The 13259-nt window shown below is 57.2% G+C and carries 9 protein-coding genes and 2 pseudogenes; 7 read left to right on the top strand and 4 right to left on the bottom strand.

Annotation, left to right across the window (positions count from 1 at the left end; translation table 11 throughout):
* Positions 1 to 60: 60 nt before the first annotated feature.
* From FAP39_RS13970 to FAP39_RS13960, 3 genes and pseudogenes are all read right to left on the bottom strand, one after another.
* A pseudogene (locus FAP39_RS13970) lies at positions 61 to 469 on the bottom strand (tRNA pseudouridine synthase A); the annotation flags it as partial.
* A 200-nt stretch (positions 470 to 669) separates the two neighbouring features.
* Positions 670 to 1071 (bottom strand): response regulator, encoded by a 402-nt coding sequence (locus FAP39_RS13965; RefSeq protein WP_009808126.1) that lies wholly within the window; start codon positions 1069 to 1071, stop codon positions 670 to 672.
* Positions 1072 to 1099: 28 nt separating this feature from the next.
* Positions 1100 to 2959 (bottom strand): ATP-binding protein, encoded by a 1860-nt coding sequence (locus FAP39_RS13960; RefSeq protein WP_138017009.1) that lies wholly within the window; start codon positions 2957 to 2959, stop codon positions 1100 to 1102.
* Positions 2960 to 3230: 271 nt separating this feature from the next.
* On the opposite strand from FAP39_RS13960, the gene FAP39_RS13955 reads away from it, so the two are divergent.
* The 5 genes from FAP39_RS13955 (at position 3231) to FAP39_RS17575 (ending at position 10652) form a co-directional block, all read left to right on the top strand.
* On the top strand, positions 3231 to 5003 hold the full coding sequence (locus FAP39_RS13955; protein ID WP_009808124.1) for a type I secretion system permease/ATPase: 1773 nt from the start codon (positions 3231 to 3233) through the stop codon (positions 5001 to 5003).
* Positions 5000 to 6673, top strand: a complete 1674-nt coding sequence (locus FAP39_RS13950; RefSeq protein WP_138017008.1) for a calcium-binding protein — start codon at positions 5000 to 5002, stop codon at positions 6671 to 6673. Before FAP39_RS13955 ends, FAP39_RS13950 begins: the two co-directional genes overlap by 4 nt.
* Before the next feature lie 14 nt (positions 6674 to 6687).
* A complete protein-coding gene (locus FAP39_RS13945) occupies positions 6688 to 8016 on the top strand; it encodes an HlyD family type I secretion periplasmic adaptor subunit (protein ID WP_009808122.1) in 1329 nt (442 codons plus the stop codon).
* Between the two features lie 4 nt (positions 8017 to 8020).
* Positions 8021 to 8434, top strand: coding sequence for a hypothetical protein (locus tag FAP39_RS13940; protein ID WP_009808121.1), 414 nt, complete (start codon positions 8021 to 8023; stop codon positions 8432 to 8434).
* 142 nt (positions 8435 to 8576) lie between these two features.
* Positions 8577 to 10652: a vanadium-dependent haloperoxidase gene (locus FAP39_RS17575; RefSeq protein WP_246059162.1), complete on the top strand. Its 2076-nt coding sequence runs from the start codon at positions 8577 to 8579 to the stop codon at positions 10650 to 10652.
* Here the strand turns inward: FAP39_RS17575 and FAP39_RS13925 are convergent.
* A complete protein-coding gene (locus FAP39_RS13925) occupies positions 10642 to 11673 on the bottom strand; it encodes a sensor histidine kinase (protein ID WP_246059161.1) in 1032 nt (343 codons plus the stop codon). The two genes, FAP39_RS17575 and FAP39_RS13925, sit on opposite strands and share 11 nt — an antisense overlap.
* A gap of 567 nt (positions 11674 to 12240) precedes the next feature.
* Here FAP39_RS13925 and FAP39_RS13920 point away from each other — a divergent pair.
* Together FAP39_RS13920 and FAP39_RS13915 are read left to right on the top strand one after the other, a co-directional pair.
* On the top strand, positions 12241 to 12873 hold the full coding sequence (locus tag FAP39_RS13920) for a LuxR C-terminal-related transcriptional regulator (protein WP_009808118.1): 633 nt from the start codon (positions 12241 to 12243) through the stop codon (positions 12871 to 12873).
* Positions 12874 to 12912: 39 nt separating this feature from the next.
* Positions 12913 to 13140 (top strand): annotated as a pseudogene (locus tag FAP39_RS13915) (IS110 family transposase); the annotation flags it as partial.
* Positions 13141 to 13259: the final 119 nt, after the last annotated feature.

Below are 13259 nucleotides of genomic sequence, written 5' to 3'. Positions count from 1 at the left end.
CCCGCACTTGAGGAAAACCGGGCCATCCACCGCCCGGCATGCACCGGCCCTCAGCTCTGAGGCGAACAGATCTTCGGGATAACCGACACCGGCCAGATACAAGCCCTTAGGCGGGCAGACCGACCCGCAGGCCGCGGTCCCGCGTCTCAAGCGCGGTTTTCACATCCTCGGGCGTCCAGCTTCCCGCGCCCACCCTCTCCAGCGTGCCCACGATGCTGCGCACCTGGTTGTACAGTAATGACCTTGCACTCAGATGAAACCTCAGTTCCGGTCCCGCCAGCCCCTCGACCTCTTCGATCTCCAGCGCATCCAGCGCCTTGACGGGGCTCTTCGCCTGACAGATCCTCGACCGGAACGTGGTGAAATAATACTTGCCCAGCAGATGCCGCGCCCCGTTTCGCATGGCCGCCACGTACAACTCTGGTGGCACGCGTAAAACGTGGCACATGTACAGCGTCTCCGGCGCACGTCATAATCCGCAAGCTCAAGGCGTCGAACCGGGTGCAGGCCGTCATCATTGCTCGAAACAACGCCTTGATCAACTTCTGATAAGCGCGCTGCGGCGCCGTATGTCCCAAGGCCGGTTCAGAAAGAGCCGATGCGCCTGCAGATCATTCCCTGTCTATGTCACCCCGCCTCTCTGTCCTTCGTTGTGACGGGGGTGTTGCCTCAGGCGTCCGGCCCCTTGGTGGTGTGGTCAAGCAACCCCAGAAGCCTGTCCACCTGTTCGGAATCGAACGGCTTGCGCAGCACGGCGTTCATGCCGGCCTCTAGACACATCTTCTGTTCCGTATGGCTGGTATGCGCGGTCAGCGCCACCACCGGCAACTGGCTACTGGCATCATGGCTGCGGATGCAGCGCGTCGTTTCCAGACCGTCCATGCCCGGCATGCTCAGGTCCATCAGCACAACGTCGAAGGTTTCATCCTTGACCAGATCCAGCGCCTCTGGCCCGCTTGCAGCCTCGAGCACGCGGTAATTGCGGCGTTCCATCAGAACGCGGACAACCATTCGGTTGATTTCATCGTCATCGACGACAAGGATATTGCGCCGATCACTCACCGAGACCATGCGCCGGCCAGTCGCGTCGCTCGAGAGGTTATGCCAGCTCGATGGGGGTCCATATCTCTACCCGCGTTCCTTCGTGAAGTTTGCTTGCGCATGTGATGCGGCCTCCGAGTTTGTTCACTATGGCCTGCGCAATGGACAGCCCAAGGCCCATTCCTCGGTACGATCTTGTAAAGGATGAGTCAACCTGTGCGAACGGCAGGAAAATACGCTCCAGCTGCCCCTCATCGATCCCGATCCCGGTATCGCTGATAGCCACCTTAAGCCATTTTCGATCATCCTGCTGGAAAATTTCCGAATGCAGCGTAATGCGGCCCTCCTTGGTGAACTTCATCGCGTTCTCCATGATCTTCGCAATCATCTGCGACAGGCGCACCGGGTCTGATACGATCTGCGTGCTGCCATCGCCAAGTCCCGTGCGGTGGAACTCCAGACCGGCTTTCCGTACAAGGTTGCCGTAAAGCACCTCCATGTCCCGCATCCCTGCCTCGATGTCGAATGTCGTCGAATTAAGACGGATCGACTCGGTCGTGCCTTCGGCGTAATCCACCATGTGATCGACCAGCGCACTCAACTCTTTTGCCGATGACCACGCCACGTCCAGATAATGGTCACGGTCGACATCGTCCTTTTGCTCGCAGCAGACCGTCAGCATACCCACCACACCGCTCAGCGGTGTGCGCAGCTCATGACCGACAATCACCATAAAGTCGCTCTTGCGCTTGTTCTCTTCCTCTTCCAGCCGCAGCGCTTCGCGCAGTTTGTTGTTAGAACTGCGCATGCGATGAATCATCGTTTTGAGCGACTCGTTGAGTTGCCACATCTCGGCCGAGGAGCGTTCCTCGTCTGGCAGGTTGACGGTGTAATCCCCATCGCTGATCTTGCGGCTGATCTCGGTGAAATTCTGGACCGGACGGGCAAGCCGGCGTGACACCGCCCATCCCGCACCCCCCAGAAGGGCCGCCATCGCCATTACCAGAAGATAGGATTTCGACAGGCTGACATTCACCGCATCCGACAATTCATAGATCGGCTGCGGAACCATGACAGGCCAGCCCGTCTCTGGAACAAAGGTGATCCCCGCGATCATGTCCATTTGCATGGGCGGCGAAAAGAACATCTCGACGCCGGTTTCACGGTTCAGCATCCGTCGCACCGCCGAGATACCCGAGGCATCCACCATGTTCTCTTCCACCCTGGGTGACGGGTGCGCGATCGCGCGCCCGAACTGATCGAAGATCGCCGAATGTCCGAATTCGCCGAAGGCGATGGCCCGCTGAACCAACTTAATATAGTCGGTTTTCATATAGCCGATCACCAGCCGCTGATCGGCAAGCTCGTACCCCAGTATGAAATACTTGTTGTCTCCGATCCGCTGCAGACCCGAAATTTGAACACCGCCAAGCGTCGCGTTGGTGCCCGCCCGCAGATCATCCAGCACCACCTGCTCCGGCAGGGGCAGATCCTTGCCCAGCCGATTGGGTGGTGGCGCATTCGCTGTGAAGGGCGCCAACAGAACCATGCCGTCTATGTTCAGCGATTCCAGCAACGACAGCAGGGTATCCTGCGTCGCTGGGCTGTTGTTGTTGCTGACTTCGATGGCCGCATGGACGAACACGCGCGCAGCGTCCGTGACGTAGCGTGACAGCGACAACGAAACGTTCTGCGCGATCATAAGATGATTTTCGTGCGTCCGCTCGATCTCAGCGTTCATGAAAGTGCGGTAGTTCCACAACTGGATCGCCGCTGCTAATATCAGGATCGCAACCAGCACTATTGCCGCAATCTGCTGCTGCAGAGGCCAGACCCATCCCTTGATACGGTACCGCTCAGCCGCGCTGCCGGACTGTTCGGGCAGCGGTCGCTGGGGTGTATTTGCGTACGCGCTCATGAAACCTCCTGAGGTTTGCTCTTTTGAAAGCATACACCCAAGGGCTTATTTAACCAGTCCCGTTGGTCTGATGCGGCATGGGACTAAAGTCTGATATGCCGCTGGACCCCGGCGCCAAGCGAGTATCGCGAATGCCGCGCGGCGCGGCATCCTTGGTCGGGGTGCCCCCACGGACAAAGGTCTGAATTTTGATCCGACATAGCGTGGAAGGCCGGTCGCACGCTTTACGCCATAAGCCATCGAACACGTTTGACCCAAAGGAGCACACACCATGGCCCGATCCTCTGCGAGACAGTCTGAAAAGGATGCACGCCTTGCCCGCCTGACAGCCGGACTGCGGCCAGTGTTTCTTTATATCTTCGGTTTGTCCGGGATCATCAACATCCTGGCTTTGACCGGCGCGTTTTACATGATGCAGATCTACGACCGCGCCCTGATGAGCGGCAGTATCCCGACGCTCGCGCTGATCTCGGCGCTGGCACTGGGGCTCTACATGTTCCAGGGCGGGTTTGACGTGATCCGCTCGCAAATCCTTCACCGGGTCGGGGCGCGCTTTGATGCCCGGGTCGCGCCCGATATCCACCGAATGAGCATCGACATGCCACGCTACGGCTTTTCAGTGGCTGAGTCGATGGAGCGGGGCCGCTCTGTCGATACGCTCCGCAACTTCTTCGGTGGCCCGGCACTTGTGTCGCTGTTCGATCTGCCCTGGATGCCGATCTTTCTGGCTTTCGTGTTTGTGCTGCATCCCTACCTGGGTGCGTTGGCCATCGCCGGTGCCGTGGTCCTGACGCTGATGACCGTCCTGACCGAACTGATGACCCGCAAGGCCAATGCCCAAGTCAACCGCGCCGCCGTACAGCGCAGCTCGGTGGCCGAGGCCAATGCCCGCAACGCCGATGTCATCAAAGCGATGGGCTTCTCGTCGCAGGCTCTAGCCCAGTTCCAGAAGGCCAATGACGAACATCTTACGCTGCAATCCGGTTCCAGCGACGTGACTCGCACCGTGGGCGCCTTGTCCAAGGTGCTGCGCATGATGCTGCAGTCTGCAGTTCTGGGGCTTGGCGCCTATCTCACCATCATGGGCGAGATGACCGCCGGTGCGATCATCGCTGCCTCCGTGGCTTCGGCCCGTGCCCTTGCGCCGATCGACTCGACCATCGCCAACTGGAAGAACCTGATCGCCGCTCGCAATGCACTGGCGACCATCAAGCAGACAATGGCCGCCTTGCCTGAGCAGCCCCGCCCGCTGCAGATGCCCGATCCCAAGCAGGCCTTCTCGGCGGAAGGGATCACCGTTGTGGCGCCGGGATCGGGCCGCGTGCTGCTGTCGGATGTGACCATTCAGCTTGAAGCCGGGCAGGCGCTTGGCTTGATCGGCCCTAGTGGCGGCGGCAAGTCTTCGCTGATGCGGGCGATGGCTGGGGTTTGGCCTGTGCTGCGCGGTCATGTCCGTCTGGATGGCGCCGATCTGGTGCAGTGGGGCGAAGACACAATTGCCCGTAGCTTTGGATATCTGCCGCAGGACTACACCCTGTTCGACACCACGATTGCCCGTAATATTGCGCGCCTTGCCGATCCCGATCCCGAAAAGGTCATTGCGGCGGCGCGTGCGGCGGGCGTTCACGAGATGATCCTGGCCATGCCCGACGGCTACGAGACGGAACTGGGCGCCAGTTCCACCAGCCTGTCGGGCGGTCAGCGTCAGCGTATTGCTCTGGCACGGGCGCTCTATGGGGATCCGTTCGTGGTCCTGCTGGACGAGCCGAATTCAAACCTCGACGCCGAAGGCGAGCGCGCGGTCAGCCATGCGATCCAAAGCATCCGTGACCGTGGCGGCATCGTGATCGTCGTAGCTCACCGCCCAAGTGCACTGGAGAACGTTGATCTGGTCGGTGTCGTCCAGGATGGCGCCCTCAGCCGTTTTGGCCCCAAATCCGAGATCATGCGGGTCAAGCCGGCATCCCCTGCCCCGACCCCTACGGCAGCCCCGACAGTGGAGCAGTCGCCAGTCGCTGCTGTTCGAGAAACTACAGGCGCATGATTGAGGTCAAGTCATCCAAAAAGGCCAAGACGCCGGGAACGGCGCGTCTTGAGGATATGGTGTCTTTACGGGAAACCGTATCGGCCATTCCCAAACGCAAGATCGGCATGGGCGTGACCGTGATGTTCGCTCTGATCGCCTACATCAAGACCTTGTTTGGCGGCTCTGAGGTTGCGGCGCAAGCCACGCCCGACACGCCCCTCGGGGCCGCCGATAACGCCGCGCCCATCTGCGAGACGGATAATTTGTCGGCCAACAACAGTGGTCGTATGTCTTATGGTAACGCCGAATTGTTTCGCACTAGTGACCGCAGCGGCCAGGATGGCGGTTTTGATGCCACCACGTTCGAGCGCGGCCCAAACTCTTCGGTGTTGTTGCCCGCAGATCTGTCACTTGAAAAATTTCAGGCGCCAAACATCACGGCGGCGGCAGTCAATCTGCAACCGACTTTTGCGCCTGCAAATCCCGGGGGCGGTGGTGAGGACGGTCTTTTCCCAGATACCGACATTCCTGCCGGAGGTGGTGGGCCGGCGGATCCTGGTGGTGGGGGTACAGAGATTACGTCACCGTTGCAGGAAGACGCAGAACCCGAAGAAGAAAAGCACGAAAGTGACGCAGACGTGGACTGCCATGATACCGCAGCCGCAGACTGTGGTGACAAAGTTGACCACTCAGATGGCCCCAACCCAGATGAGGAGGCATCCTGCGACGACGCCAAAGTTGATGAGTGTTGGTCGGAGAGCTGCGATCAGCACAACGCAGCAGATGACGACTGCCTGGATGATCCGGTCACGCCGCGCGGCGATGTTGTGTATGGTTTTGATACGCCTGATCATATTGGCGGCAGTGAAGATAATGACCTCGTCTATGGTGGCGATGGTTCCGACGTTCTTCTTGGGTATGGGGGCGATGACTTTTTGATCGGCGCAGCTGGCGACGACACCATCGACGGTGGTGAGGGTGATGACCGAATTTCCGGTGGCCATGGTGAGGATCTCCTGGCTGGCGGTGCGGGGGATGACATTCTTTCCGGCGGTGCGGATGACGATGTTCTTCGGGACGGTCATGGCGCAGACCGCCTGTTTGGTGACGCAGGCAATGACACGATTTACCTTGCTGATGATCTGGAAGCTGATCAGGTTTATGGTGGTGCGGGTGACGACATACTTGACCTGACTGCTGGTGATCGGGCAGCGCGTGTGGATGTAGCTGCTGGCACGGTCACGCGGGCTGACAGCCCCACCGATACCTTCGATGGCATTGAAATTTTCACAGCCGGTGACGGGGCAGAAGTTTTCGATCTGTCCGGGTTCTTTACGCCTGGTGCAACCAGTGTGTCTGAAACCGTGTTCCAGATCCGCAACTTTGGTCACGACGATACGTTGGTTTTTGCTGACGATATCCGTCTTGCTCTGTCCGACCTTCAACAGATTGATGACAGGCGCGATATCAAGAACGACGGCTCTGATTTTGAGGCGCGCATCACGTCCTTTGATCCGGAAGCTGCGGCTGAGGAGCACGGACGCCCTGGTTTCCGCCAAGGTGATCAGGATGAGCTGATGGTCCGCCGGATTGATCTGCGTCTCGAACAAGAGACGGACGTCACCGAAATCGAACTCTGGGTCACAAGTGACCTGGGCAACAAGCAATCAGACGACTTCACATCGTGAGCAGGAGAACGACCATGTCACGCAAGACCACAGACCCAAACGCCGCAAAGAACGCGATTTATTCCTTTCGCGGTCATGTTATCACTGGTATTTTCATGGCCGGGCTTCTGGTCGCCGCCGTGTTCGGGTGGGCAGCGAATTCCAATCTGGTCAGCGCGGTCGTTGTCAGCGGCGAAGTTTCCGTCGATCGCGACCTGCGCGTGGTCCAGCACCGTGATGGTGGTATCGTCAAAGACATTCCCGTCAGTGCCGGCGATCATGTCCGCAAGGGCGATATTCTACTCCGGCTTGACGACACTTCGGCCAGTACTGAGCGCGCAATCCTTCATGGGAAAATCGCTGAACTTGCCATTCGCAAAAGCCGGCTGGAGGCACAGCGCGATCTGCATGAGGAATTTTCGACGCCTTCAGGTCTTGATGAATTTATCGTGTCCCCTGCTGCGCTGCAGGCCATCTATGTGGGTGAGCATCGTATTTTTGAGGGCAACCTCTCGTCGTTCATCCGCCGCAAGGAACAGATCGACCTCGGAATCGAGCAGGTCCGCACCGAAATCGATGGCCTCGAAGCCCGCCTTGACGCCAAACAGGATGAAATCCTCCTGGTTCAAGCTGAGAGTGCGCGTGTTGAAGATTTGTCCGAGCGTCAGCTTACGGTACGCAACGTTGCCTTCTCTATTGAACGTGAAAATGTCCGGCTGCGTGGCGAACACGGAGAAATTCTGTCGGCATTGGGCCGCGCCCGCAGCCGCGTCAGCGAGCTCGAGCTGGAAATCCTCTCGATGCAGGAAACACTGCGCACCGATGCACAACGCGAATTGCGGGAGATCGAAACCCAGCTGTCGGAACTCACCGAAAAGCGTTTCGTCATCGAAGACACCCTGTCGCGCACCGCAATCCGCGCGCCGATCTCGGGACTGATAAACGATATGAACGTGAACTCTGTGGGCGGCGTCATTAGCCCCGCCGAAATTCTGGCCACGATTGTGCCCGAAGAGGCGGAACTGGTCTTTACAGCCCGCGTTCCGGCGGCGTCGATCGAACAGGTCGATACGGGACACGCGGCGCGGATGCGCTTTGTCGCCTTCGACCAGAACGAAACCCCAGAGATTGAAGGGACCGTGTCCTATGTTGCAGCTGCCGCGACAAGCGATCCGCAAATGCCTGGTGATTTCTACTCAATCAAGGTCGACGTGACGCCCGATCAGCTGGCCCGCCTCGGTGGCAAGGAGCTGCGCCCAGGCATGCCGGTCGAAGTCTATGTCACCACGGCCGAACGCACAGCCCTATCCTATCTCGTCAAGCCCTTCAGCGATCAGTTCGCGCGAGCCTTCAAGGAAAGGTAAACCCATGCTGCGCAATATTCTTCCAACTCTGGCACTTCTGGTGGCCTCATCTGCCACCGCTCAGGAGAAGAACATGACATGGAAGGCGCTTGAAGGTGACAGGCTGAATTTGAATGGCATGATTATCAACGTCCATGGCATCTCTTGCCCGCCACCAATCCTTGCATCTGGCATGAGCGCCAAGCGGCTTGCTAACACGTTTTTGCGCGGTGGTGTGGTGGTCTGTGCCACATCACTGACCGAGGATGGGAGCGAGTTCGTGGATTGTGCCAAACAAGGCAATAACGGACTCACGCTCAGTCAGATGTTGGTATTCAGCGATCTGTGCATACCGCTGCGCGATCAGGAATGCTTGCCGCTATTTATAGATGCGCTGCCGACTTATGCGCTGCCGCCGCCACGCCCGCGTGACGGTTGATCAGTATTTTCACAGAAAAGCTGACTCGCAACGTTGACAGCGGAGCTGTACAAGCCGGATAAACGGCTGAGATAAGAAAGGCGATAAGATGACTCTGGCTATGGACTGCAAAAAGCGAAATCGGGATATCGAGGAGGACAGCATGTCGGAAGAATCGTTTCAGATCAGTTTCACAAGAGACGGTGAGACACGTGTGATCACGCTTGAGGGTAGCCGCAAGGACTACGAATTCGAGTACGAAGACCTCGAACTTGAAATCGAAGCGCGTGAGGGGGATTTTGAATGGGAATTCGAGGATGTGGAGAGCTTCGAATTCCTGTCTTTCGGCTCTGAAGACGATCTGGTGGATTCTGGTGTTAGCAGCCCCGAACCTGATCGGGTCGTGACATTGTCTGGCCCCCTGCATGATTTCGATTTTCTGCTGCAGGATGGTGCGTTGGCGGTTCGCAATCGGTTTGATGGTGAGATTGAATCGCTTTCGGAATTCGATAGCTTCGTTGCGGGCGTGGAAACATTCCGGACGGCCGACATCTTGGCACAACTTGAACAACCTGGCCCCGACCTTTTGGCTGAAGGTGGCCCACGTCTGATGATGGTCAATACTCCAGAGGCCACTCCAAGCGTCATCTGGGATCAGATTTTGCAATCGATCATTGTCGAAAGCGGTGGCGGACCGACCAACGCGTCGCAATCCTTCTCGATTATGCATACCGCAATCTATGATGCGCAGGCCAGTTATGACCCGGTCGCACAACGTGTTTCCATCGATATCGAGGGCGACAATCTGGAGCTCTCAGCTCTGTCCGATGCCTCGGATACAGAGATCGAAACCGCTATGCATGTCGCGGCCCATCGTGTGCTGTCGGAACTCTACCCTCAGTATCAGGAGAAATTCGATCAGGTACTGTCACAGCGTCTTGAGCTAGATGTCTCTGATGACTCGCAGGCTTACGAGGTGGGGATTGATGCAGCGCAAGACGGTCTCACCCCGCGTCAGGCGGAAGCGGCACGGCTCGCCGCGCAGTCTGAGGGGTTCTATACGCCAGTCAATTCTGATCCCGCGCCAGAAACCCGTAAGGACATCGCGCGCTGGACACCCGAAAAGCAGGGTATTTTGTCGCCCACACCAGATGCGCTGCAGACATTCCTGACGCCCGAACTCAGCCTTGCTGAAGGGTTCGCGCTCCCTGAAACGCTCAATGGAGAAACTGACACGGTGCTGACCCGTCCGGATGGCCCAGAGCCGTTTTTCACGCTAGAGCATGTGGATACGTTGCTTGATTTCCAGACCCGGACCATGACTCTTGCAGCTCCGGCAGAGATAAATGGCGTGGCGGTGGCGGCCGGAACTACGATACCTGTGGACAAATTCCTGATCGGTCCCGTCATCAACCCGGCCTTCATCGCTCAGGCTGAAGCCATCGTTCAGACCAGTGCGACGCTGACCGAGGATCAGAAAATGGTTGCTGAATTCTGGGAAGATGGCCCCGGCACCAGCTTCCCTCCTGGTGCCTGGATGACGCTTGGGCAATACGTATCGCAGCGCGACGGGCATGACGCAGCCACTGACGCGCTTTTGTTTATGACGATGGGTAATGCCATGTTTGATGCGGCAATTGCGACATGGGATGCCAAAGCGTTTTTTGATTATGCTCGGCCGGTCACCGTGATCCGCGACCTGGGACATCTTGGTCTGATTGGGGAGCAAGGTGTTGACGAACTGACCGGAGAAACGGGATTTGTGATCCAAGCACTTGGTGGCATTGACCCCGACACTGGCACCAGCTTTGGCACCCGAACGATCCTTGCCGAGAACTTCATCACCTACCAGCTGCCTGGAGGCGAACAGTCACCACCCTTCGCAGAGTATACCTCGGGCCACAGCACCTTTTCGGCAGCAGGGGCGGCTGTCTTGAAGGCGTTTACCGGATCAGACCATCTTGATGCGCATATTACCGTGCCTCCTGGCACCAGCGCATTTGATGCGGCACTGCCTGGAGATGTCTATCAGTTTCAGTGGGATACGTTTTCCGAGGCAGCCATTGATGGCGGTGCGTCTCGGATTTATGGCGGAATCCATTTCAGCGATGGCAACCTCGATGGCTTGAGTGCTGGGGCAGATATAGGTGCTGATGCCTATGCGCTGGCTGTAGATTTTGCCAGTGGCACTGCGCAACCAGAACAACAGCCGTTCTTCGATGAATTCTTCATCGCCTGAACAAGGGACGACTTAGCGGCCGGATCCCGGCTTCGTCTAAGGAGGTTGGTCGCTTGATTGGGATGATCAGGCTTTGCGAACAGGCGCTTTCGCTGATGTAGTCGCAACCGGCGCGCGTAGCCATATACTCGAGGATGTCACCGGCCAGTTTTATTCGCTCAAATGGCCCCGTCACGGCGCCGTTCGCCGTATTGCAAGGTGCTGTCTTTCCTACATGTGTGGTCCTGATCAAGATCCGGTCTGCGCCCTCGTGGGACGTTTGGATTGAGACGTGGGTCGCAGCATCTCCCGAGGACATACGGGCGATTTCTAGCATCGAGAACATCAATTGCATCAGGATCTCGCTTTGTGTCGGTCCGATGGATAAATGCGGCCCCTCGCAGCGAATATTCAGGCTGTTTCCATTGGCTTGGAACATGAACTCAAAGCGCTTATGCAGCTCTGCGGCCAATCCCTGCAGATCGGTGGGCCGGCCTGTTGGAAGTGAGGCCTCGGCGTCAAGGGCACTGAAGGCGACCACACGTTCGACGCGCAATTGCATCCATTGCAGCGCCTCCTGGCGCGCGGTCTCTAATCCGGCGGCGAGAGATGGATCCTCACGCGATGCCATGGCAATGCCCTGCAAAGCGTTCAGTGTATTTCTCAGATCGTCGCTCACCATGTCGATAAACCGCAGCTTAATGGTATTTGATCGCTGCAGCGGCCTTATCAAAAGCCAATAAAAGACTGGTGCCATGATACAGAACAGCAATAGGGCATCCAACGCCGCTTCGCCCCAGACATGCTCTGTCAGCCAAGTCAGCTGTTTTTCGACTTCGGCCAGCGCAAGCATGATGCAGAGCTCGGCCCCGACGAGGGTGATCAGAACAACGAGGACTTTACTGAGTGAGGTATCGCGCGACATGGTCAGCATGGATCTTTGGAAGGGACTGGCACGAACGCCCAAGACTCGCGTCCAGCGAGGTGCAGGCTTCGTCCTGCCAAGAAGCGTTTGCCGATGATCCTGAGGGCTGACTGCCATGTGCGTAGCTCCGGTCCTTGAGGCGCACATGGTGCGCACTGTTACGTCGTAACGATCGGTATCATGTTCCGAATCGCACATCCATGATATTTGAGGCTGTTCCGAGCGACAAACAACACGCTTCAATGGAGTTGGACCAAAGTCCAAGGTCTCGCTAGACCATAGGCTTTAAATGTGTCGCATGATTTAAAGCGCCCTCGACACAATTTTAATGCACTTCCCGACTTTCGCCTTGATCTGGATCAAGTCTGAACTCACGGAGCCATCAGAAAAGCAACTCAATATTACTGGCATAGATATATTTTTTGGTAATTTACCCGTTGGTCGAGCGTGACGTTCCGACCTGTGGGGTAAGACGAATCGTGACTTTCGCCCGGCCGCATACGGGACGAAGGTCTCTCAACTCTCCAAAGATAGCTTGGATTCAATCGGTCGAAATGCAATAATAATTTTCAGGTGTTTAGATGTCCGTTTGGGGTTTGGGGAAAGCGAGAATCTGGACTGACTTTGAAAACAGTGCCGACACCGCTTCTGTCGCGGGGAAAGGCAAACTTTGGGGGAAGATTGATGTATAAAACGATGGTGATTTGCGATCACGTATTCACGCGTGCGGGTTTCCAGCACCTTATTGAGCCGTGCGCAGGTTTTGATTTGCAGGCGGCTGCTGCCTATAGCCCCGAAATCGTCGAGACGTGCTCCCGCGATGGATATGAAGTGGTGATCGTTGACCTTGGATCCCTTGATCAGCCGATGAAGGTTCTTCGCGCCTTTCGCAAGTCGTGCGACATGGTTCGTATTCTGGCCTTCTGCTCTCAGAAGGGTATAGACATGGCGGTTGACGCGCTAGATGCGGGGGCATCGGGCATTCTGACCTATAACAGTGAAATGTCTGATCTGCGTGCCGCGGCACGCCGTGTCATGAACGGCGACAACTACGTGCAGCCCGACATGGCGATGGATATCTTCGCCAAGCTGCGTCAGGCCGAAGCCAAGCGCAAAGAAGCCGAGCGTCTGCGTCTGACCGCCCGCGAAAGCCAGGTGGTCCGCCATCTCATGCAGGGCATGACCAACCGCCAGATCTCGGCCGAGCTCAACATCAGCGAGAAAACCGTCAAGCATTATGTTGGCTCTCTCAAGGACAAGTTTGGTGCGGCCAACCGCCTCGAAGTTGTACTGGAAGCGCAACGCCTCGGAGTATGACCTTGATGGCAACCGCATCCGGTCGCCACGGACGAAGGATATCTGAAATCCAACAAGAATGACCGAAACGATGCGGAGGCAATCTGCGAGGCGGTCAGCAGGCCGTCCATGCGCTTCGTGCCACCAAAATCGTCAGAACAGCTCGAGATCCAGGCCGTTCATCGTATCCGCCAGAGGCTGGTGTCAGATAGGACACGGCTGGTAAACCAAATCCGAGGTTTGTTGGCAGAGCATGGTTTGGTTATCGCCCGCGATATCTCACGCCTTAGAGCCTGATTTGAAACTATTTGAGTGAGTTCAGTCACTTGTGATTCTGTTCGGTTGAAGTGGTCCGGCAAATTCGGACAGCGTGCTAAGATGTATCCAACCCGATTGAATGGATACAA

Origin of the sequence: Shimia litoralis, from assembly GCF_005518135.1 — a bacterium.
GTDB lineage: Bacteria > Pseudomonadota > Alphaproteobacteria > Rhodobacterales > Rhodobacteraceae > Shimia_E > Shimia_E litoralis.
Note: the sequence above shows the minus strand (reverse complement) of the source record. Positions and strands in the feature narration are given on the sequence as shown.